Raw genomic sequence first — 21,391 nt, forward strand, 5'->3', positions numbered from 1 at the left:
CATCACTCGGCTTGAAGCTGCGCTCATTGTTCCGGCGTTAGCCCGGTGGCTGTCATCACCTGAGCATCACTCATCCCGGTTTGCCGTAAATTCCGAGCGATTTGCGCCTGGGCAGCGACCCGACCCCGTTCTTCCCCAATTTGAATCCCCTGCTCCTGACCCAGTTGAATGCCGATCAGCTTAGAGGTATTGGTGACTGCGAATGTCGGCCATGGGAAGGAGTAGGGTGGCTTCGATCGCATTGACGGTTTCGGGATCAACGCGGGGGTTGTTGTAGAGGCATTCAACGAGTAATTTATTGGCATTGTAATATTGACGAAGTAGGGCTTTTTGATCCTGATTAAATTGCCAATCATAGCCGACATTACGATGTTCAATAATGACCAAACGGAGATTCCGAATCCAGGCTTGATTGTTGGACTTCCACCATTTTTGATAATCCGCAGCGTCGCGATCGGTATCGGGTAACTGGTTTTGAAAACGATTGAGGGCGAGTTTTAATTCGGGTTCAATGGCTAAATCGCGATCTTCGGCAAAGGTCATAAATAAACTGAGATCATGGGCGAGGGTCACTAATAAACAGTTCAAAATGAGATCAATCACAAATTCACTGTCTAGCTCTTCTAAGACATTGTGATTAAATGCATAGTCTAGTTCTGTATCGAGGTGACAGGCGAGAGACCAGTCATGGAGAGAGGATTTAAGGGCACGATTGACGGCGTGGGAAAAGTCGAGGGGGCGGGAAATCCGGGGATCAAAGATATGATCAATGGCTTGGGAAAAGTAGAAGGCTCGCACCGCTGCAATTTTGTAGGGGACTTTCACTAACATTGATTTTTGATTCACCCAGGATAAAAAGATTTGGATTTTTTTATCGCGGGCAACGAGTTGATCGATTTTGTATTTGATGTGGAGAAGGAAGTCATCGAGGCGGGCGATGCGTTGGGTGAGGTAGGAGAAGAGTTCGTACCAGTTGCGAGTCGTAACATTATCGAGGGATTTATGGAGATGGTTGGGGTCAAAGTTGCGGAGTAGATAGTACCCGACCAAATATTCTTGAATGCGCGGACTGGCGAAGGAATAAATCCCTTGGCTGCGTTCAAAAATAATCCCATGCTGTATTTCAATGTCTTTTAAGAGTCGCTTGGCGTAGTCGGCCATGGTGGTGGGTCCGATGCTAAAGCTGGGGATGGTTTTTAAGTAGAGGCTAATGTGTGATTTTAATTTTTTAAAGTGGATAAAGAGTTCTTTTTTTTCAAAGGTTAAAATTGCTAAGTAGCTGAGGAGGCGATAGCGTTCGGCGATGTCGATGTCGAGGTAGATGGAGGGGGTGTGATGGGGGTGGGGCGGGCTGGCGGTTTCGAGGATGCGGGTGAGGCCGAGTTCGTAGAGTTCAAATTGGGTGTCGGGGAGACGACCGAGGTATTGAAACATCCAGCAGAGGAGTTGCAGGAGTTGCGGGCTTTGGGCGAGTTGGAAGAATTTTTGAGATTTGGGAAGGTTGAGGTCGGTGATGAATTGGCGGGCGATTTCGTGGGTTTGGGGGATGTCGATTTCGGCGGTAAACCAGGCTTGGGCGAAGGCTTCGATTTGGCTGAGGTTGAGGTCGGCGATTTCCACATGGCGAAAGGTGGGGAGGGTGTAGTCGGTGAATTGGGTGCGACAGGTGATGATGAAGCGGTTGCGGTTGTAGCGTTGGGTGAAGGAGCGGAGTTGAAATTGGACGTTTTTGCGGCCTTGGTCGGGGACGATGTCGAGGCTGTCAATGAGGATGAGGAGATGGCCGTAGTCGAGGATTTCTTGGCATTCGGTGAGGGTGTCGAGGTTGAGGGTCTGTTGGACGAGTTTTTCGAGGACGTTGGGGTCGTTGAGGAGTTCGGGGTCAAAGGTGTTGAGGTCGATGAAGACGGGGATGTGATCGGCTTGGTAGTCTTGTTCGCAGCAGGCGATCGCTAAATATTTTAAAAACGTGGTTTTGCCGGCGGCGGGTTGGCCGAGGACGATGAGGCGGGGGTATTTGGTGGCGGCGGTGAGGCCGTCGAGGCGTTCGTTGCGATCGCCCAACCCAAACCGCTCAAACTCCCACTGCGGATTAAACTGCTTCAGGTAGGTGTTGACGTTGACACAAAGATCACGGGGCAGTTTTTCGACGAGATAGACCTCGAATTTTAAGGCGGCGATGGGTAGGTTTTGGAGGTTGAGGAGGTGGATGGTGCGGTGTTGTTCATAGAGGGTTTGTTTAACTTGGGCTTTGAGTTTTTGCCACTGCAAATTAAATTGAGAGACGCTGGGCAATGGGAGGTTATGCCCGCTACCATTACGCGCTTCGGGGATTTGCTCGATGTGAAGATCGGATAAATCAGCAACCTCTTGCCAATTTAATTCCAGAATCCGACAAATTTTATGGAAGAGGGTTTGGTCAATGGGTTGGCCGGTGAAAAACTGCTGCATCGTCGAACGGGAGACGTGCAATTGTCGTAGTTGCGTAATTTTGCTAGCCGAACTGAGACAAACGGATTTCGCTTGCTCCATGCCCGTAGCGGATGCTCTTAATGATTGTTGTGACGATTCCGCCATGCTGACTGATCAAGACCCCCACCTCACTGTAAATGAGTGAGACAAGCTAATTTCCTTTCTCTGCCCATAAATTGTACAGGGTTGGTACAGAAGCCTGACGGATGGAGCAGAAACAAAGCCATGTCCACTCTACAATGGTGACGTGGGCTCCCACGGATGGCCAGGTTCACCCCTGGAGAGACGGGTGGGCGGCGTTTGTGGCAGCCCCCCGATGATCTTGATTTCTGGGACTGTGCCATGACTGCGATCGCTTCTTCTTCCACTCCCATCCCCGCTGCTATTCGCCGCGAATTTGAACAGGCCCTCAGCCCCAAGCAAGTCATTCGCCGCAAGGAAGAACTACTCACCTACGAATGCGACGGGTTGGCGGCCTATCGTCAACGCCCGGCCTTGGTGGTGTTGCCCCGCAGTACAGCAGAAGTGGCGGCGGCGGTGCAGATTTGCGATCGCCATGATCTCCCCTGGGTGGCACGGGGAGCCGGAACCGGGCTATCGGGCGGCGCTCTCCCCTTGGCCAACGGCGTGCTGATCGTCATGGCCCAAATGAACCGCATCCTCAACATCGACTACGCCAACCAGCGCGTCACCGTCCAACCCGGCGTGATTAACAACTGGGTCACCCAAGCCGTCAGCGGCGCAGGCTTCTACTATGCCCCCGACCCCTCCAGCCAAATCATCTGCTCCATCGGCGGCAATGTGGCGGAAAATTCCGGCGGCGTTCACTGTCTTAAATACGGCGTGACCACTAACCATGTGCTCGAACTCACCGTCGTCACCACCAGCGGCGAGATCGTCCAATTGGGGGGGATGGCTCCGGAAATGCCCGGCTATGACCTGATGGGGGTGTTGATCGGCTCCGAGGGAACCCTCGGCGTGGCGACGGAAATCACCCTGCGGATTTTGAAAACCCCAGAGGCGATCGCTGTCCTCCTGGCCGACTTCGACAGCATCGAAGCGGCGGGCGAAGCGGTCACCGCGATCATCAGTGCGGGGATCATTCCAGCAGGGATGGAAATGATGGACAACCTGAGCATTAACGCCGTCGAGGATGTGGTGGCCTTGGGCTGCTATCCCCGCGATGCCGGGGCGATTTTGCTCGTGGAATTGGATGGGTTGACGGTGGAAGTGGAGGGCAATGTGGCGCGGGTGGGGGAACTCTGTCGCCAGGCGGGGGCGCGATCGCTCACCGTCGCCACCGACCCCGAACAACGCCTCAAACTCTGGAAGGGTCGCAAAGCCACCTTCGCCGCAGCCGGGCAAATGAGTCCTAACTACTTCGTCCAAGACGGCGTAGTGCCCCGTACCCAACTGGCGAAAGTGTTGCGGGAAATTGAGGCATTGAGTGAGCGATCGGGCTACCGGATCGCCAATGTCTTCCACGCCGGAGACGGGAACTTACACCCCTTAATTCTCTACGATCAAGCCATTCCGGGAGCCTTCGCCGATGTGGAAGAAATCGGCGCGGAAATCCTCCGCCTTTGTGTCCAAGCCGGGGGCAGTCTGTCGGGCGAGCATGGTATCGGGGCGGATAAAAATTGCTACATGCCGGAAATGTTCACCCCCACGGATTTGGAGACGATGCAATATGTGCGATCGGCCTTCAATCCCAAGGGGTTAGCGAATCCGGGCAAACTCTTCCCCACCCCTCAACAATGCGGCGATCGCGCCAACCGTCTCCAAGGCCTGCCCCCCATTGAAGGCGCAGAACTTTTTTAGGATAGTTCAAATGATGACATTTTTGAGATTGACGGAGGAAACAACTCAAGGTGCGTTGTGACCCTACGAAGAGGTAGGAGTTTGCGATTGACAGGTTAAGAGCGGCTTCATTGACAAGGCAAAACCCGCTGTTGCTAAGGTTAAAAAGCCAGTGACCCAAAATGGCGCACTATAATTAATACTCACTAAAATCCCGGCAAATGCTGGCCCCAATGCATTTGAAATACTTAAATAGGATGAATTGATCCCTTGCACCGCCCCCTGTTCTGTTTCTTCGCTATTGAACGACAAAATTGTGCTGATCATCGGCATGGGAAAAGAATTAAAAACCCCTAATAATACCGCCCCTAGGACAAAGCCGCCCAAGGTGGGAAAGAGGGGAATGATAAAAAAGACAAGCGCACGACCTGCGATCGCATTCACCAAAATATCCGCCACATTAAACCGCTGCGTTAACGGCTTCACCGCAAACACCTGAGTCAGCACCCCCACCACCCCCACCAGCGTAAACATCACCGCCAAACTCTTGGCATCTTGTTGCAACACCTTCAAGAAAAACGGCTGAAATGCAAAGGTAAAAATCGTAAAAGTAAACCCACTAAAAAACGTCAATAAAAACACTGGCCCCAACTTTGGCCGCGTCATCGCCTGGAAAATGCGACCAAACCCAAACATCTGCCATCCCCACTGCATTGGCTCGCGTTTTTTCAAGGTTTCCGGCAACACTACCCAGGCTAAAATCGCAGCAATGAACGCCATCATCGCCCCGGCAAAAAAGCTCATTCCCAAGGGGGTCACCCCCGGAAAGGTCGGTAATGTTTGCGCCACATAACTAATCGCTGGGCCCGTCACAAATCCCAACCGAAACGCCGCATCAAACAACCCAAAAGCCCGCGCCCGATTTTCAGGGGTTGTAGTATCACTAATTACGGCCTGGGCAATGGACATATTTCCCCCAGTTAAGCCATCGAAAATTCGCGCCACAAACAGCAGCCATGCCACAGTTGTAAAGCTAGCGATCGCATTCGCCAAAACAGTACCAAATAGGCTCAAAATCAAGAGTGGTTTACGTCCCATGCCATCGGACATACGCCCTAAAATTGGCGTAGCTAAAAACTGCGAAACGGCAAAACTCGTCGTGAGTAAACTGGCTTGAAAATCACTGAGTCCAAAGGTTTTCGCATAGGGATAAAGAATCGGAATAATAATTGTAAAACTGACAGAATTAATAAACGCAATCAGTGCAATAATCCAAAATCGCAGCGGTAATCGATTAGCATTTGACATGAAAATCCGAAAGAGAACGTGGTATGATCTGAAGAAGAAAAATAGGATGATCCTGTTTATAGCGGATTGCGAAAAGATGAGAACGCGACTTCCCCCTTGAAAAGGGGGATTGAGGGGGATCTTTGTACCGCAATTTTATGAAAACCGCTATAGGCATGAATCAATCCCTTCTGAAGATATAATAAAGCCAACAAAACAGGAGATCAAAACAATTGTCTCATCTCCTGGGGTGATGTTGAGCAGGACTGAATTAATGACTAGAGAAATAAGTGGCTTTCGGGTTGGATATTGATTTCTAAGGGAATCGCAGCGGGTTCCACTTGCAGGGCATGGACGATCGCATTTGCTGCCGTTTCTGGGCTTAATAATTTGGTGCGATCCACCTTCAACCCCGCCTGATTCCAAAACGGCGTATTCACTCCCCCAAAATAACAAAGCGTGAATTTCACCCCATACCGTTTCAATTCATCGGCGAGACATTTACTCATACCCACTGCCCCATATTTCGAGGCACAATAGGCCGTTGCTGTGATCATCGGATGCTTACCCAAAATGCCGATCACGTTGCAAATATGCCCCGCCTTTTGCCCCTTCATCACATTTGCCGCACTTTGGCAAGTATAGAACAAGCCTTTTAAATTCAAGTCCAGCATTGCATCAAAATCCGCTGGCTCTAACTTGTTAAACTGCTTCATCACCCCCGCCCCGGCTGCATTCACGAGGACATCAATCCGCCCAAATTCCGCGACGGCTTGGCTCATCAACCGTTCAACCTGGGCACGATCCGTGATATCCGTGGGGATCGTCAAAACTGGATGAGGGAGAGTTTCGGCGATCGCCTCAAGGCGATCGCGACTCCGGGCCGCCAAGACTAAATTCGCACCCAGGGGGGCCAACTGTTGGGCCACAGCCGCCCCAATCCCCCCAGTAGCGCCAACGATGACAACGGTTCGATTCTTCATAACAATGCTTAATATTTCGTTACATTCATAGAGTGTAACGAAATTTGATCTCGTTACTTGGCAGAGCTAAGTAATGCCAATTGGAGGCTCTGCCTCCTCTCCAGGCGGCGAAGCCGCTCAAGGCGAATGTCACGGCAGAGCCATGACACGAGGGGAAATGTACGACGGAATCTTGATTTTGACGGGGTGAGAGTATCCTACTTCCTATTTTGTCTGAATCCCAGCGGGCAAGATGCCCGCACTACAGACTATGGATTAGGCGGCTCGTGCCAATGGGAAAAAAGGGGGACGGCCGAAAAAGACTAAACCCCGACAACCCCACCCCGACGAGTAGGGGCATAGTCTCCATGCCCTCTTACGACTCTATCTGATCCGGCTCAACGGGGACATCTTCATACACAGCGGGGATCGTGATTTCTAGATCGATGCTGTGGAGTCGGAAGGGCGATCGCGCCTCATCATAGCGTTCATATCGCCAGGCTTGATCCTCACGGCGAAAAATTTCTACACGCTGATATTGAGTGCTCACTAACACATATTCTTCAAGACTCGCCAAGGCTTGATAATCACTAAGTTTATCCCCCCGATCAAACTTTTCCGTACTTTCTAATAGTACCTCAATGATTAATTTAGGAAAACATTTATAAGTTTGAGTTTCTTGATCTCTTTGGTCACACGTTATAAATAAATCCGGATAATAAAAACGATTTTTTACCTCGATTCTGACCTTCAGAGCAGCAAAATAAACCCGACAATCCATTCCTCTAAGATGATTATGAATCAGGGCGACGAGATTACCTGAATAGACGATAGCTTGAAAGCCCTGTGGCTTTAGCCCAGGGATGAAAAGCAACGGCGGCTTTAGCCGCATTCTTACGCCAGATATGCTAGAATAAGGGGATGATTGTACTTGAGTTCAAAGCACGGGTAAAGCCTGCCCAGGCTACCGCTATAGACGACGCTATCCGGACATCTCAGTTTGTCCGTAATAAGGCGTTGCGCTATTGGATGGATAGCCAAGATGTGGGCAAATACGACCTTAGCAAGCTCTGCAAAGCGTTAGCTGAGGAGTTTCCCTTTGCTAAGAAACTCAATTCCATGGCGCGTCAGGCTTCAGCAGAACGGGCCTGGAGTTCCATCAGTCGCTTCTATGAGTATGGCAAAAAGGGTATTAAGCCCGTAGGATTTCCCAAGTTCAAGAAGCATTCCCGCCTCGGTGGAGTACAAAACCTCTGGCTGGAAACTACTGGGGCCGAAGCGCATCAAATTCACCGATGGCTTCGGGATTGGGGAATTGCGGTTGATCGGCACCTACGATCTGGCACGCTATGACGAATCCCTGATTAAGCGAGTTCGCCTCGTTCGTCGTGCTGATGGCTACTATGTTCAGTTCTGCATCCAGGTTAATGTTCAGGTGCAGAGTGAGCCAAGTCAAAAAGCTGTTGGCCTCGACCTCGGTTTGCGGTATTTTATCGCTGCCAGCGATGGCACTGTGGTGGAAACGCCGCAGTTCTATCGTAAGTCTGAAAAGCGGTTAAACAGAGCCAATCGGCAGAAGTCCAGAAAGTACCGCAAGGGGGCAAAACCACAGTCAAGGAACTATCACAAGGCCAGGAACCGGTACGCCCGGAAGCATTTAAGGGTAAGTAGGCAACGTAATGAGTGGGCGAAGAGCATCGCCTACTGCGTCATCCAATCTAACGATTTGGTTGCTTATGTTGGCGAAGCCTGCACGAAGTGCATAGATTTAAATATAAAAGGGTTGGTTCGCAATCGGCATCTGGCTAAGTCGATTAGTGATGCGGGATGGTCAACGTTTCGCCGTTGGTTGGAGTATTTTGGTAGGAAATATGGGAAGGCAACGGTGGCCGTTCCTCCCCACTATACGAGCCAGGATTGCTCAAACTGCGGCAAGCGGGTACATAAGGCACTCTCAGTCAGAACCCATCACTGTCCGCATTGCGGCTATGAGGCTGACCGAGATGTGAATGCTGCCATCAACATCCTGCGCCTTGGACTCACTACCGTGGGGCACACGGGAAGTTATACGCTTGGGGAGATTGGGCCTCTGGCTGAGTTGGAGCAATCCTGCTGAGTTAAGTCCGGTCGATGAACCCAGAATCCCCGTCGCTTCAGCGCGGGGAGTGTCAAACTGCTAAAGGTGCAAATTATCACAGACCTATGGCAACGCGATCGCACAGTGTCGGAATCATCGGCGGGGGTCAATTGGCCTGGATGCTCGCCCTCGAAGCCCAGCCCCTGGGGTTAGACTTGATTGTCCAAACCCCCAGCCCGGATGATCCGGCCGTGGGGACGGTGAGCGATGCGATTTTCGCGGCTATTGATGACGCGGCCGCAACGGAACTGTTGAGCGATCGCACCACCGTAATCACCTTTGAAAATGAATTTATCGACCTCGACGCGCTGCAACCGTTGAGCGATCGCGGTGTTTGTTTTCGCCCCGGTTTGCACGCCCTGCGCCCCTTGGTAGATAAATACGACCAACGCCAAACTTTTCATGATCTTGGCCTCCCTACGCCGCGCTTCAGTTTACCCAGCACCATCGAGCAAATCACCGCTGACTATGGCTTCCCCCTCGTCCTCAAAGCCCGCCGTTACGGATACGATGGGCGCGGCACATTCATCGTCAAAACCGCCGCCGAACTCGCCAAACTCTGGCAGGGCTGGAATCATACGGATTTGCTGATCGAGGCGTTTGTGCCCTTTGAGCGAGAATTGGCGGTGATGGCGGCGCGGAGTGTGACCGGGGAAGTGCAGGTTTATCCAGTGGTGGAAACGCAGCAGGTGGATCAAGTCTGTCGGCGGGTTTTCGCCCCGGCCCCCATTGATTTCACGATTCAAACCCAAGTGGAACAGATCGCCACGACCCTGTTAACGGCCCTCGATGTGGTGGGGATTTTCGGGATTGAATTGTTCCTCACCGACGACGGGCAAGTGTTAGTTAATGAAATCGCGCCCCGCACCCATAATTCTGGGCATTACACCCTCAATGCTTGTGATGTATCGCAATTTTCGATGCAGTTGCGGGCGGTGACGGGGCAGGCCTTGCCGTCGCCGCGCTGGACTTGTGCCGGGGCGGTGATGGTGAATTTATTGGGGTTTGAAACGTCGCGATCGCCGTATCAAGCCCAGCGAGACGCGATCGCACAAATTCCCGGCGCGTCGGTGTGGTGGTATGGTAAACCCGAATCCCGACCGGGACGAAAACTAGGCCATGTGACGGTCTGTTTAACGGCGGAGACCTTGGATCAAGGCGAGGCGATCGCGACTCAGATCGAACACCTCTGGCAGGGAACGCCGTGAAGATTATCCTCATCCCCAGCCCTGCTCCTACGGGAAGACGGGAGTCAGCAAAGCCCTCTCCCACGGGAGAGGGCTGAGTGAGGGCATGAACCAGCATGAACCCCCACACGATCAAAATCGGTCGCCATCTCACCCTGACGGAATTCTGCACCTGCACCCAGACCTACCGCGCCCACGCCAACCACATCAACCCCTATCCCGCCAATCCCGACGCATCGATCGCCGCCCTCCAAGCCTTGGGAGAAACCCTCATCGACCCGATCATCGACCACTACGGCCGGGATCGGTTTCAACTCACCTATGGATTTTGTTCAACCGATTTAAGGAAATTCCTCCACCGCACCAACCCGCAAACAGGTCTTAAAAATGGCCGCATTGATCCCAGCCGCGATCAACACATGGCCCACGAACGGAATCAGCGGGGGCGGTATTGGTGCGATCGCCTCGGAGCGGCCTGTGATTTTCGGATTCTCGATGTAGCGAGCGATCGCGTCATTGATTGGATACTCGCCGCGCAACTCCCCTTTGATTCCCTCTATTTTTATGGATGCGATCGTCCCCTCCACCTCAGCCACGGCCCCCAACAAAAACGCGCCATCTGGGCCTTCACCCCCCAAAACACACCCACCCGCAAGAACCTAGACCCCTGGCTCCGTCTCGCCCGCGAGATCCCTTAAAACCCGCTATCGTCCAATCACCCAATGGCTCTTAACAGTTATCCTATTCTGAGATCATACTTAGCCTGATTAATGCTCTTTTCCTTACTTACGAAAATAGTGCGGGAGTCTGAAAGCCCCGTCAATTGATTGCGGGGATGAAAGACGACACGAGCGACTTGAGTCGCCCTCCTTGGGCCAGTCGTGTTAGGCTAATTATCTTGAATTTCAAACGTCCAAGAACGATCACAAGGCTAAAAACCGACAGGCCTGGAAGCAGTTAAGGGTAAGCAGGCAGCGGAATGAGTGGGCGGATTGCCGACTGCGTCATCCAATCTAACGATTTGGTCGCCCAGGAAGACTTGAATGTGAACGGGTTGGTCTGCGATCGGCATCGGGCTGAGTCGATAGTGAAGCGGGTTTGTATCCTGCGCCTTGGACTAACTACCGTGGGGCACAGGGGAAGTTATCCGCTTGGGGAGATTAGACCTCTGGCTGGGTTGGAGCAATCCGGCTCGGTTAAGTCCGGTGGATGAACCCAGAATCCCCATCGCTGTCTTCGCGGGAAGTGTCAATTCTTGACAAGATCTTCAAATAATCTGACATATTTTTCAGCTTGTAAATGGAGACTAAATTTTTGAATCGCTTTGATCCGTGCATTAGCGACTAGATTCACCAATCGATCTGAATCCGATAAAATCCAGGCAATTCCTTGGGCTAAATCTTCAACACTGTAGGGTTGAGCCAGATAGCCCGTGTGTTGATGGTCAATAATATCCATCAAGCCCGTCGCATTAAAGGCCGCAACTGGTGTACCACAAGCCAAGGCTTCTGATGCTGTCTGGCCAAAGGATTCTTGGAGGGAAGGGACAATCATGACATCGCCCGCAGAATAGATCAGCGATAAAGATAAGTCATCATGGAAGTGTCCCAGATAATGCACTTTGAATCCTAAGTCAATCGGTTTTTCCGGAGCCGATGCCCCAAATACAGCCACTTCCACATCTGCCGCCATTTCCGTGTAACTGAGCTTGCGCAACGCATCTACGAGTAAGTCAAATCCTTTCCGTTTGTCCGACGTTGCCGCTAAAGCACCAAACACAATGATTTTCTTATCTTGGGGTAGATTAAGCACTTGGCGAGCTATTGATTTCTCATGAGGTCGATAGATCTCCGTATCTAAGCAAAAAGGAATGGTTTCCACCCTTAAGTTTTTAAACAAAGCACTAGCTTTTACACACTGGGTCATCCAGTGACTGGGTGTAACAATCGTCAAATTAAGAGATTGCCAAGCTTGATGTTTTCGTTGCCAAATTTGTCGCGAGAGATCCTGTTCACAGTTGCTGTTAAGTTGAGGGCAGTTACCACAGAATTCTTGATAGCGATCGCAACCGGCACTGTAATGACATCCTCCGGTCATCGGCCACATATCTTGTAACGTCCAAACCAGCGGTTGTTTGAACAGTTTTAAAGTTTCAATCCGAAGAAATCCATTAGCGATCCAATGCATATTGATAATATCAGGATTGATCGCCTGCACAGATGAGGCGATCGCATCGGGAAACCATTGAGAAGAAAACAGAGTGCGATCGCGATTGGGATATTTTCGCAATGGCAAATTGTTCATCACCGGCCCTAACTTGGTTAATGCACTTCGTTGGACAAAAACGTCCTTATTTTGGCTCAACTTCGCTCGAACCACCATCTTAGATGTGACTCCGATAGATTGAAAACCAGCATGCAAACGATATGCCGATCGCGCTGCTCCTCCTTCCATATCCGAGGTACTTACAATTAAAGGATAGATCATTTTAATCTTGCCACCAGATACATATACGTCATTACATCGACTCAAACGATAAAACGGCTCTTCACTAGAATTGACGTTTGAACAGAAAGAACGAGAAAATCGAGCAGAAGCCAGGATCTATGGCGATCCTAAATCAATTTTAGATCTAATATCTCCATCAACAATGGGTTCGATTATATTGTTGTTTAATCTAACTTTAGATTGGTGAAGTTAATTGATTAGGGTTGTTTTTGCGAGAACCCAATGTTACAAAAAAACACCTGGACATCATATACAGCTAGGTTTTAGAGGTTTTCCTCAAAGCTCAATCATTCCATAGCGATTCTAAATCAATCGGAGATCTTATCTCCTCATCAACAAGGGGTTTAAGCCCCTTGCATGTTCATGAATCAAATAGGATTGCTATATTTTGTCACCCAAGAAGCTGGCTTTAGGGCGAGGGGGCATTTTAGAAATAATGATGCCTTCCTACTTAGCATAACTTCAAATAGTGAGAATCAAGGCTTAAACAGAACCTGAAATTCTTTGATATCTAAATATAGAGTAAGTCCTAGCTATAGAAGAGATTCATGATCCTATGCCAATTTGTCTCATGATCCTATGCCAATTTGTCTCGTTTTCTCTCCGTCTGTCGTCAAACAGGGAGGAAGTGAGCGATGTATCCCCAGTACCACCCCAATTTTTGCCGTCATGATAGGCGGCAAGACCGGAGCCAGTGGGGATTTTTGCAATAGTTGAACCCCTTTTTTGGTGGGTGATGCCTCAGTATATCGATAAAAAACTAAAAAAGGATACGAGGAGAGGGTGCGATCGCCCTCTAGGCCTTCACCCCCCAAGGAACCCCCACTCGCAAGGGCCTAGACCCCTTCTGTCTCGCCCGTGAGATCCCGTGAAGCCCGCTGACGGCGGCGGATCTGGGCCTTTAAAACCTTGAGTTGATAGGGGTCGGCATCCTTGCGCCAGACGAGGCGATAGCCGCGCAACGCTGTGCAATGTTCTGCCAAGTGCCGCTCCCAGGCGCTGCGGGTGTAGATCGCGGCCACATTATCGAGGAGACCCCATTGGCGTTCTTGGTCGCTGAGGGTTTTGAATTTGGCGTAGTCGGGGTAGTCGGGGGTGAGGAGTTGTTCTTTTTGGTGGAGGATGGGCGGGTCATCGGTGCGATCGCAGTCGCGATATTTCACCTGGAGATCGCGCAAATCGATTTGCATACTGGTGTGGAGGAGGGGGTGGGGAACGCGATCGAAGTCGGGATAGGTGAGATAGGTGATTTTGGGTTGGGTGAAGTGGAATTTTACGACGGTGGCTTCATCAGGGCGGCCAATGGTGCGGGAGGCGCAGCCCTCAAGGAGACGGAGCAGGGGGGATAACTGTTCGAGAGCGGAAATATGCACCCAGAGAGAATTCGGACGTTGTTGACCGATCGCACTCTGACGGCCCTGTTCTTGAATGATGTCTAAATTACCGACGCTCATTAACATCACATCAGCGGCGGCGCAGGCCTGTTGATAGGTTCCAAACAGGGCTTTGATATCCTGCTGCATCGGGGCGGGGAGGGCGCGGAATTTGGGGCGATCGCTGAAATGAGTGAGAGCAAGATAGACGAGTAAATCGTGGCGGCGTTGGGTGGCGATCGCATCCCACGCCGCTGCATCGGTGGCCTGGGTGATGACCTGAAACGCCCGTTTAATCGTGCGAAATTCTGATGTGATCGCCTCCCATTGCTGCGGCTCTAACTCCTCCCGTTGGGGTAACCGGCCCCGCTCCGTCATAAAATCCATCACCGGCTGTAACAGGGTTTGATAATCCTCAAACCGCTTCACCGTTGCGTGAATTCGGGGCGTTTTCACCCGCGATCGAAAGCGCGATCGCCGGAACAATTCCGCCTGACGTTCATCGCGAAACACCGCATAAATCCCTAGCGCGATCGGGATCGCGTCCACTGCCAACACCTGATCAATGTAGTGTTTAAGTTCGGTTTGGTCGTAGTACTTCTGAAACGTGTTGCGGCTGGTGATAATCCCATCTTCGTAGGCAATCAGGCCCCGCGTCCGGTCTTGGATCAACACCTGCGCCGCCACAATCAATACCGATCGCGCTAACTCCCACGCTGTCGCCAAGGCCTGCCGCCGTTCCTGGGGGTCTTCAATCACGTTGATAATGTAGCCAAGGTTGACCACATCAGCCGGGATCAGCGGGGTATCGGGGGCGTAATAGGGGTCATATCCGATGCTCTCGTAGCCGCGATCGCCCACAAACTGCACATCCGTCCCATGGCCACAGCCATAATCCAAAAACCGACAACCCGGCGAAAATAGCCCCGCTTCCAACGCTAACCGCACCGGTTTTGAGAGGGCATTTCGTTTAATCGCGGCGCGGTGGCGATCGATCTGCGGCAGGGCGGTTTTGGGTTGGGTGGGGGTGAGGGTGCAGGCCAGGGCGTGGTTGTGGATTTCGAGATGTTGGGCGCGGAGGCGTTTTTCCCAGTTGAGGAGCGTGCCGATCTGCCGGGCATCGTTAAATAGGCCCAGGGTTTCCTGTTGGCGGGTGAGGTGGGCGAAGCGTTCCGCGTCGGGATGGTCGGGGGCGATAAAGGTTTCTTTGCGGTGGAGGATCGGCGGGTTGGCACTGTCGGCATAGTCGCGGTACTGCAACGCTCCGGTGGTGAGGATGACTTGGGTACTGGCGACAAGGCGGGGATGGGGGTCGCGCTCAAAGTTGGGGTAATGCAGGTAGGAGATGCGGGGCGTGTCGTAGTGAAATTTAACGAGGGTGTAGGGATAATCCGGGGTTAGACAACTCTGGGCGTGGCGTTCATAGGCTTGCAGGCAGGGGTCAAGGTGCGCGATCGCACTGCGATGCACATATAGAGCATTGGGCAACGCTTTCCCCACGGTGCTCTGTTGACACCATTGCACAATTTCAGCCAGAGGAATGAGATCAGCCTGGTTCACGGTACGAAATTTCCGGATCTGTATCGGGTTTCATTCTACGCAACAGCGAGCCAGAAGCTCGCATTACCGAAGACTAACGCAGTACTGTGAGCCTCTGGCTCACAGATCCAAAAGCCGATCCTCATCATTTGCATTGAGGCCATTAGTCCGGAGTCCATCTGTTAGGCGTGGCGGTTGGCTTCTTCTTGGAGCCATGCATCCGTCGGTTGGCCGTCTTTGCGGCGCAGTTCGATTTCCACGGCGATCACTTGGTCGGAGCCGGGCGGGGCGGGGTGTTGATGGAAGATGACATCATAGTCGGCGGGGTCTTCCTTGCGTTCCCGGAGCCAGTCGTGGACTTTGGTTTCCACGAAGAAGGTTTGATTTTGCTCAAACATGCGGGTGATCTGCATTTGGAGGGTATAGGGATTGATTCGGGACATGGCGATCGCAAACATGAACGTTACTCGTCCATTGTAGGCATTAGGTTGCCATCAATTGCCAGATGGTGAGGGGGTCTTGTTTGCCTTTGACGGTGATCGGGGTCAGGGGCTGGACGGCGAGATCAGGGGCGGTGTGATAGACGGCATCGGAGAGGGTGATGTGACCGGCGGGGGTGGCGGATTCGAGGCGTTTGGCGGTGTTGACGGTGTCGCCAATTACGGTATAGGTGCGCAGATCTTGGCTGCCAAAAAACCCCTCCATCACCGGGCCACAATGGACGGCACAGCCTGCGCCGAGACCGTGGGGAGCGAGGCAGGCATGGGACTGATCGCGCATGGCTTGGGCGGCGGCGATACCCTGGGCGGGGGTGGCGTAGATCGCCATAATTTCATCTCCGGTGAAGCTAACGCGGATCGGGTCGTGGGCAGCGGCGGCGGGTTCGACGGCGTAGTAGTAGGCGTTGAGGACATGGGCGATCGCATCGGGTTCGTGCTGTTCACACCAGCGGGTAAAGCCGCGAATATCCATGAAAATAATCGTGCGGTTTTGGAGGGTAAGGGCGACAGCGTCGGGATTGTTCACGGCTTGATTGACGGCATAGGCTCCGATGCCCCATTCGGCGAACTGTTGGAGCGATCGCGCTGTTTCCCGTAACTGCCGCTGCTGCCGGCTCACCTGCAAATTTCGCAACCCCAAAAACAGCCCAATCAACACCACACTCCCCAAAAAGTAGCGATGGCTATGGCTATTCACCATCATCTGGAGATCGTTCCAGGTCACATGACCCTCTGGCTCCACCTGAACGACCAGATAAAACGCCTGGATCATCAACGTCCGCACCACACTTTCGAGGGGAATGAGCAGACCATCAGACTGGGGCCAGACTTGGGTGCGGAGATGCTGGGAAACGGCGATCGCCAACGAAGCCCCCCAAAACACCAGATGGCTGAAATCCGTAAAAAAAGCCCAACCATCCAAGGGCACATCCAGCACCGTATAGACCCCCACCCCGATCAAATTTCCCCAAAACCGCTGGGCCGTCGGTCGGGACAAGTACCACGCCTGAATCGATACGGCGAAGATGAGCAGGTATTCCGGCGGATGGGTGAGGTACACCCGCCACCCATCGACAATCAATTCCGCTAACCCCTTGAGCACCAAAAAATGGCCGCTATTGGTGAGCAATTCACGAATAAAAGCCTGAAAACGTGTGCCTTCGAGCTTGACCGTGAGATGATCGTGAATTTTTGGGGAGTTGATCCTGCGCATAGTTACCGATGGGGATTGCTTCTCACTTCACGGTAGCTGCATCCTGATCGGGTGAGTTTAGCCGATGGACAATTTAGGTAGAACGTCGCCGCTGCCGAACAATTCCCGTCATCCGAATGCCTGTAATTAACAAAATGATTAACCCCACTCCCACCAACAGTACATAGATCGGGTGCAGAATCGTCCCAAAGTAACGGCCTTCGTGGATGCTGAGAAAAATGCCCACTTGATCATAGTCCAGGCCGAACCAGGTACGGGCGAGGCGGTAGATGATGCCGGTGGTGGCGCTGAGGATGAGGGGAAGAAGGGCGATCGCACCCACGATCCGATGCCAGCGGCGATCGGTCTGTTTCGCCGGTCGTCCCCACAGTTGCTTTGTCATCATCCCGCCAGTGACAATCAAGCCCAGCAGCCCCACCCCCATCAGCAGCACATAGACCGGCACGAGGGGCTTTCCTAAAAACTCCCCTTGGTGGATGATCATCAGCCAGTCTTGGTGCGGCAGATTAAACCAGGCCCGCCCAACGCGATAAATCACACCAGTCAGGGCGGTGGCGAAGAGGGGAAGGAAAAAGATGGGTGCGATCGTGCGGTGGAATTTGCGAATTGTCGTGGGTTTCATGGGTGTTATGGGGGTGAGTCTAAAACGCTCGAATCCTACGCTCTAGAAATAGAGATCGTTACAGATGCAGTAGGCGGGAGAAGCCAGAAGCGTATACTTGTATCGCTGTCTGGAGTATGTCACAGAGTCAGAACAGCGGCGGGGTTACACCCATTCTCAAACAGCTACCCATGCAATTGTGCAGGTAAGGGGCTGAGTCCCCTTGTTCTGTAGCCTGACTTGAGCGAATGGGGGTTAAAGTTCAACCCACTTCCGCAGCAGATTCGAGAGGGTTTTACTGAGGAGATCAAACTCAACGGTTTTGCCGTATTTTTCAAAGGTAGCGCGGCGCACGGTGTCCAGTTCAAAGAGGATTTCACGCTCTTGGGGATCGCGGACGAGACTTTGTACCCAAGTGACGGCGGCGAGGCGTATCCCGGTGGTGACGGCGGCGACATGGTGCAGCATCGTGGAGGGATACACCACCATCGAACCGGCGGTAAGTTTAATCTGCTGCTCACCGAAGGCGGTGTCGAGGCAGAGTTCGCCGCCGGTATAGCTGTCAGGTTCGCTGAGAAAGAGAGTCAGGGATACATCAGAACGGGTGCGATCGCGCCCCTTCCCCATCAGGGCATTATCGGTGTGGGTTCCGTAACTCATCCCCGGTTCATAGCGGCTGAACAGCAGCGGGCGGATCGTGTGGGGGCGAATGGCAGCCTGAAAGAGGGGATGGCGTTGGATGGCGGGTTTAACGAGCGATCGCAAGGTTTGCGCCTCGTCTGTTTTGCCGTCGATTTGTTCGTTGGTCTTCACTAACTTGGCATAGCGCCCCGCTGTGATTTTCCCATCGACAAAGGATGCCGTCATTAAGGTGCGTTGCACGGTTTCCAACTCATCCGGAGTGAGAACATTTTCAATCGTTAAAATCATCACCAATCAATACCATCCATCTCAAAACACGTTATTCAGCCCCTGCCCCCTTCGGTTTAGGATTCGTAGCCTTCGCCCGCTTCGTCATCGTCATCATCATCGGACTCGTAGCCTTCGCCCGCTTCGTCATCGTAGTCATCATCGTAGTCATCATCATCGGACTCGTAGCCTTCGCCAGATTCGCCCTTTTCAGCATCCTTCGCCGCATCGGGGCTAGGGATGGTGGACTCGTTCGCCACCAAGGTCGCCGTTTGGGTTGGTTCAACCATGGCACGGGGGGCAGACTCTTGGGGCAATGCGCCGCCTTCTTCGCCACCATCTTCGGCGGGGGGCGGTGTCGTGCCACAGGCGGCGAGGCTGGTGGCCAAACCGAGGGACAAAAAGAGACTAACGGCTTTTGAGGTTGGGTGATTCATGGTCATTATTGGTTGTTAGGTCGTTATGATTCAAGATGCCTGATAAAAGTAAAGAACTCGGAAAGGTCGCTAATGTCACTCTCTCCCCCGCTGAGCCTCACGGTTGACCAGCCCGCACCCCGCCTGGATCGGTGGCTGGCGGATCAGATTCCGGATCTGTCGCGATCGCGCCTCCAAAAACTCATCGAGCAGGGCCATGTGTCCCGCAACGACCAGCCCTGCACCAATAAAAAAACGGCCCTCAATGTGGGCGATCGCCTCACCGTCACGATTCCCCCCACCGAACCCCTCACCCTCACCCCCGAAGCCATCCCCCTCGATATCCTCTACGAAGATGAGGTCTTGATCATCATCAACAAGCCCGCCGGGATGGTGGTGCATCCCTCCCCCGGCCACGATCGCGGCACGCTTGTCCATGCCCTGCTCCACCATTGCCAAGACTTAGCCGGGATTGGCGGGATTGAACGGCCGGGCATTGTCCATCGGTTAGATAAAGACACCAGCGGCGCGATCGTCGTGGCGAAAACCGATCATGCCCTCCAGCATCTTCAGCAGCAAATCAGAACCAAAACTGCCCAACGCCTCTATCACGGCATCGTCTACGGCGCACCCCAAGCGGAGCATGGCACGGTAGACGCGCCCATCGGACGGCATCCGGCGGGGTTGAAAAAAATGGCGATCGCGGATCTCGAACGGGGGCGATCGGCCGTCACCCATTGGCAAGTGTTGGAACGGTTGGGCAACTATACCCTGCTGAAATTTCAACTCACCACGGGCCGCACCCACCAAATCCGCGTCCACCTCACCCACATCGGCCACCCACTCCTAGGCGATCCCCTCTACGGGCCAGGGCGAGCGATGGGGGTGAATTTAACCGGGCAGGCGTTGCACGCCCACCGCTTGAGTCTGGTGCATCCGGTGACGGGGGAGGCGATTGACGCGATCGCACCTCGGCCCGCCCAATTTGAAACCCTGTTAACGGTGCTCAAACGACGAACCCACTCCCAAGGGGCCGGACGCGCCTAGAGGATTTGCGAGAGGAATTGCTTGGTGCGATCGTGTTGAGGGTTGTTGAAGAAAACATCAGGGGGAGCTTCTTCGACGAGTTCACCATCCGCCATCAAGACGACGCGATCGGCCACTTCCCGCGCAAAGCCGACTTCGTGGGTCACACAAACCATGGTCATACCGTCGTCAGCCAGCGATCGCATCGTGTCGAGCACTTCCCGCACCATTTCCGGGTCAAGGGCGGAAGTGGGTTCATCAAAGAGCATGATCCGGGGTTGCATCGCCAAGGCGCGAGCGATCGCCACCCGTTGCTGCTGACCCCCGGACAGTTGCCCTGGATATTTTCGCGCCTGTTCTAAAATTCCCACTTTTTCCAGGAGTTGCATGGCGTGGGCTTCGGCTTCCACTTTCTTGCGGCGACGCACCCAGATCGGCGCGAGGGTGACATTTTGCAACACGCTCAAATGGGGAAACAGGTTGAACTGTTGGAACACCATCCCCACTTCACGGCGGATCGCATCAATATTTTTTAAATCGTGGGATAGTTCAATGCCATCCACCATAATCGTCCCTTTTTGATAGGGTTCGAGGGCGTTAAAGGTGCGGATGAAGGTAGATTTTCCGGAACCCGATGGCCCCATAATCACCACCACTTCACCTTTACGCACGGTCAAACTCACCCCGCGCAGGACGTGAAATTGGTTGCTGGCGTACCATTTCTGCACATCGGTGGCGACAATCATCGCCTCAGCAGGTTTTTTCAGTTCAGCAGCGGGGGCGGTGTCAGAGGTTGGGTTTACCGAAGGGTTGCCAGTCATGGAATCTCCTGTAGAAACATTGGGCAGCTTAAGGGGATTTTAGTTGACAATTTACATTACAACTGAATAATTGCTGACATTCTGGGGGCGATCGCATCAAATGTTCACCCGAATGTGTTGTGGGCCACGCTCTAAAATCCTCCTGCCTTAGGATAGTCCACCCCTGACCATTGGCCCGAAGCCACCCAAATACCGCCGTGTTGCTCCACTAGGGCGGGGCGCATCACATAGCCCCACACCCGGCCAAGGGGCTGGCCCCCAGGGGTGAACACTTCGATGTGTTGGCGATCGTATTCGTTTTGCTCCGGCGATCGCCCCTCCTCATAGGTCTCTAAGGGATCTAAGATCGCCAAAATATCAACCGCCTCGAACGTTAACAACACCCCCATAATCCGCTCCATGCCGTGGGTCATGGCGGGATAGCCATAGGTCGGGAGGTGATAGAGCCGCCCCCAGGTGTAGGCGGGTTGGGCCCGGTGGGGGCGATCGCCACAATAGGCCTGATAATTGGCCTCGCCGGGCTTCAGTGTGCCGTAGACAAAGACTTGAATCATTGCCACCTCAATTGAACAATCTTCCAAAAATTAGGGCCGTAATTCTAGATTTTGTATCAGATTCATCAAATCCACCACCGCACCCC

Annotated in this window: 18 protein-coding genes and 2 pseudogenes; 6 read left to right on the forward strand and 14 right to left on the reverse strand. The window is 52.9% G+C overall.

Annotated elements, in window-relative coordinates; genetic code table 11:
- Positions 1–23: 23 nt before the first annotated feature.
- Both SPI6313_RS23160 and SPI6313_RS21230 read right to left on the reverse strand, forming a co-directional pair.
- Positions 24–242 carry a hypothetical protein gene (locus tag SPI6313_RS23160; RefSeq protein WP_139276723.1) on the reverse strand — a complete coding sequence of 73 codons (219 nt, stop codon included), beginning with the start codon at positions 240–242 and terminating at the stop codon, positions 24–26.
- A complete protein-coding gene (locus SPI6313_RS21230; protein WP_072622792.1) occupies positions 181–2,532 on the reverse strand; it encodes an NACHT domain-containing protein in 2,352 nt (783 codons plus the stop codon). Before SPI6313_RS21230 ends, SPI6313_RS23160 begins: the two co-directional genes overlap by 62 nt.
- A 282-nt stretch (positions 2,533–2,814) precedes the next feature.
- On the opposite strand from SPI6313_RS21230, the gene SPI6313_RS21235 reads away from it, so the two are divergent.
- On the forward strand, positions 2,815–4,293 hold the full coding sequence (locus SPI6313_RS21235) for an FAD-linked oxidase C-terminal domain-containing protein (protein ID WP_072622793.1): 1,479 nt from the start codon (positions 2,815–2,817) through the stop codon (positions 4,291–4,293).
- Between the two features lie 63 nt (positions 4,294–4,356).
- Here SPI6313_RS21235 and SPI6313_RS21240 read toward each other — a convergent pair whose 3' ends face one another.
- From SPI6313_RS21240 to SPI6313_RS21250, 3 genes are all read right to left on the reverse strand, one after another.
- Positions 4,357–5,580, reverse strand: a complete 1,224-nt coding sequence (locus SPI6313_RS21240; protein ID WP_072622794.1) for an MFS transporter — start codon at positions 5,578–5,580, stop codon at positions 4,357–4,359.
- Between the two features lie 257 nt (positions 5,581–5,837).
- Positions 5,838–6,542 carry an SDR family oxidoreductase gene (locus SPI6313_RS21245; protein WP_072622795.1) on the reverse strand — a complete coding sequence of 235 codons (705 nt, stop codon included), beginning with the start codon at positions 6,540–6,542 and terminating at the stop codon, positions 5,838–5,840.
- A 355-nt stretch (positions 6,543–6,897) separates the two neighbouring features.
- Positions 6,898–7,413: a Uma2 family endonuclease gene (locus SPI6313_RS21250; RefSeq protein ID WP_072622796.1), complete on the reverse strand. Its 516-nt coding sequence runs from the start codon at positions 7,411–7,413 to the stop codon at positions 6,898–6,900.
- 29 nt (positions 7,414–7,442) lie between these two features.
- Between SPI6313_RS21250 and SPI6313_RS21255 the strand changes: the two are divergent.
- The 4 genes and pseudogenes from SPI6313_RS21255 to SPI6313_RS25250 form a co-directional block, all read left to right on the forward strand.
- Positions 7,443–8,642 (forward strand): annotated as a pseudogene (locus tag SPI6313_RS21255) (RNA-guided endonuclease InsQ/TnpB family protein).
- Between the two features lie 81 nt (positions 8,643–8,723).
- Complete coding sequence (locus tag SPI6313_RS21260) at positions 8,724–9,866, forward strand: 5-(carboxyamino)imidazole ribonucleotide synthase (RefSeq protein ID WP_072622797.1); 1,143 nt, start codon at positions 8,724–8,726, stop codon at positions 9,864–9,866.
- A gap of 110 nt (positions 9,867–9,976) precedes the next feature.
- Positions 9,977–10,543 carry a hypothetical protein gene (locus SPI6313_RS21265; RefSeq protein WP_072623269.1) on the forward strand — a complete coding sequence of 189 codons (567 nt, stop codon included), beginning with the start codon at positions 9,977–9,979 and terminating at the stop codon, positions 10,541–10,543.
- A gap of 214 nt (positions 10,544–10,757) precedes the next feature.
- Positions 10,758–11,058, forward strand: a pseudogene (locus SPI6313_RS25250) (hypothetical protein); the annotation flags it as partial.
- Positions 11,059–11,093: 35 nt separating this feature from the next.
- On the opposite strand, the gene SPI6313_RS21270 reads toward SPI6313_RS25250, so the two are convergent.
- The 7 genes from SPI6313_RS21270 to SPI6313_RS21300 all read right to left on the reverse strand — a co-directional run bounded on the left by SPI6313_RS21270 (position 11,094) and on the right by SPI6313_RS21300 (position 18,925).
- The gene (locus SPI6313_RS21270; RefSeq protein WP_072623270.1) at positions 11,094–12,329 is read right to left on the reverse strand and encodes a glycosyltransferase; all 1,236 of its coding nucleotides are present in this window, start codon (positions 12,327–12,329) and stop codon (positions 11,094–11,096) included.
- A gap of 860 nt (positions 12,330–13,189) precedes the next feature.
- On the reverse strand, positions 13,190–15,286 hold the full coding sequence (locus tag SPI6313_RS21275; protein WP_072622798.1) for a DNA phosphorothioation-associated putative methyltransferase: 2,097 nt from the start codon (positions 15,284–15,286) through the stop codon (positions 13,190–13,192).
- A 161-nt stretch (positions 15,287–15,447) separates the two neighbouring features.
- Positions 15,448–15,708, reverse strand: coding sequence for a hypothetical protein (locus SPI6313_RS21280; protein WP_072623271.1), 261 nt, complete (start codon positions 15,706–15,708; stop codon positions 15,448–15,450).
- A gap of 40 nt (positions 15,709–15,748) precedes the next feature.
- Positions 15,749–16,978, reverse strand: a complete 1,230-nt coding sequence (locus tag SPI6313_RS21285; protein ID WP_072622799.1) for an adenylate/guanylate cyclase domain-containing protein — start codon at positions 16,976–16,978, stop codon at positions 15,749–15,751.
- Positions 16,979–17,051: 73 nt separating this feature from the next.
- Positions 17,052–17,600, reverse strand: a complete 549-nt coding sequence (locus SPI6313_RS21290) for a PepSY domain-containing protein (protein ID WP_072622800.1) — start codon at positions 17,598–17,600, stop codon at positions 17,052–17,054.
- A gap of 234 nt (positions 17,601–17,834) precedes the next feature.
- Positions 17,835–18,509: a Fe2+-dependent dioxygenase gene (locus tag SPI6313_RS21295; RefSeq protein WP_072622801.1), complete on the reverse strand. Its 675-nt coding sequence runs from the start codon at positions 18,507–18,509 to the stop codon at positions 17,835–17,837.
- Between the two features lie 56 nt (positions 18,510–18,565).
- Positions 18,566–18,925 (reverse strand): hypothetical protein, encoded by a 360-nt coding sequence (locus tag SPI6313_RS21300; protein ID WP_139276724.1) that lies wholly within the window; start codon positions 18,923–18,925, stop codon positions 18,566–18,568.
- A 72-nt stretch (positions 18,926–18,997) separates the two neighbouring features.
- Between SPI6313_RS21300 and SPI6313_RS21305 the strand changes: the two genes are divergently transcribed.
- Positions 18,998–19,951: an RluA family pseudouridine synthase gene (locus SPI6313_RS21305; protein ID WP_072622803.1), complete on the forward strand. Its 954-nt coding sequence runs from the start codon at positions 18,998–19,000 to the stop codon at positions 19,949–19,951.
- Here SPI6313_RS21305 and SPI6313_RS21310 read toward each other — a convergent pair.
- Positions 19,948–20,676 carry an amino acid ABC transporter ATP-binding protein gene (locus SPI6313_RS21310; RefSeq protein WP_072622804.1) on the reverse strand — a complete coding sequence of 243 codons (729 nt, stop codon included), beginning with the start codon at positions 20,674–20,676 and terminating at the stop codon, positions 19,948–19,950. The two genes, SPI6313_RS21305 and SPI6313_RS21310, sit on opposite strands and share 4 nt — an antisense overlap.
- Before the next feature lie 206 nt (positions 20,677–20,882).
- On the reverse strand, positions 20,883–21,305 hold the full coding sequence (locus SPI6313_RS21315) for a gamma-glutamylcyclotransferase family protein (protein WP_072623272.1): 423 nt from the start codon (positions 21,303–21,305) through the stop codon (positions 20,883–20,885).
- Positions 21,306–21,391 lie beyond the last annotated feature (86 nt).

Source organism: Spirulina major PCC 6313, from assembly GCF_001890765.1.
Lineage (GTDB): Bacteria > Cyanobacteriota > Cyanobacteriia > Cyanobacteriales > Spirulinaceae > Spirulina > Spirulina major.

What these genes read in the sequence shown, in the direction of transcription:
- SPI6313_RS23160 (WP_139276723.1), bottom strand. Translation starts at nt 242, where the DNA reads ATGCGATCGAAGCCACCCTACTCCTTCCCATGGCCGACATTCGCAGTC.
- SPI6313_RS21230 (WP_072622792.1), bottom strand. Translation starts at nt 2,532, where the DNA reads ATGGAGCAAGCGAAATCCGTTTGTCTCAGTTCGGCTAGCAAAATTACG.
- SPI6313_RS21235 (WP_072622793.1), top strand. Translation starts at nt 2,815, where the DNA reads ATGACTGCGATCGCTTCTTCTTCCACTCCCATCCCCGCTGCTATTCGC.
- SPI6313_RS21240 (WP_072622794.1), bottom strand. Translation starts at nt 5,580, where the DNA reads ATGTCAAATGCTAATCGATTACCGCTGCGATTTTGGATTATTGCACTG.
- SPI6313_RS21245 (WP_072622795.1), bottom strand. Translation starts at nt 6,542, where the DNA reads ATGAAGAATCGAACCGTTGTCATCGTTGGCGCTACTGGGGGGATTGGG.
- SPI6313_RS21250 (WP_072622796.1), bottom strand. Translation starts at nt 7,413, where the DNA reads ATGCGGCTAAAGCCGCCGTTGCTTTTCATCCCTGGGCTAAAGCCACAG.
- SPI6313_RS21260 (WP_072622797.1), top strand. Translation starts at nt 8,724, where the DNA reads ATGGCAACGCGATCGCACAGTGTCGGAATCATCGGCGGGGGTCAATTG.
- SPI6313_RS21280 (WP_072623271.1), bottom strand. Translation starts at nt 15,708, where the DNA reads ATGTCCCGAATCAATCCCTATACCCTCCAAATGCAGATCACCCGCATG.
- SPI6313_RS21285 (WP_072622799.1), bottom strand. Translation starts at nt 16,978, where the DNA reads ATGCGCAGGATCAACTCCCCAAAAATTCACGATCATCTCACGGTCAAG.
- SPI6313_RS21290 (WP_072622800.1), bottom strand. Translation starts at nt 17,600, where the DNA reads ATGAAACCCACGACAATTCGCAAATTCCACCGCACGATCGCACCCATC.
- SPI6313_RS21295 (WP_072622801.1), bottom strand. Translation starts at nt 18,509, where the DNA reads ATGATTTTAACGATTGAAAATGTTCTCACTCCGGATGAGTTGGAAACC.
- SPI6313_RS21300 (WP_139276724.1), bottom strand. Translation starts at nt 18,925, where the DNA reads ATGAATCACCCAACCTCAAAAGCCGTTAGTCTCTTTTTGTCCCTCGGT.
- SPI6313_RS21305 (WP_072622803.1), top strand. Translation starts at nt 18,998, where the DNA reads ATGTCACTCTCTCCCCCGCTGAGCCTCACGGTTGACCAGCCCGCACCC.
- SPI6313_RS21310 (WP_072622804.1), bottom strand. Translation starts at nt 20,676, where the DNA reads ATGATTGTCGCCACCGATGTGCAGAAATGGTACGCCAGCAACCAATTT.
- SPI6313_RS21315 (WP_072623272.1), bottom strand. Translation starts at nt 21,305, where the DNA reads ATGATTCAAGTCTTTGTCTACGGCACACTGAAGCCCGGCGAGGCCAAT.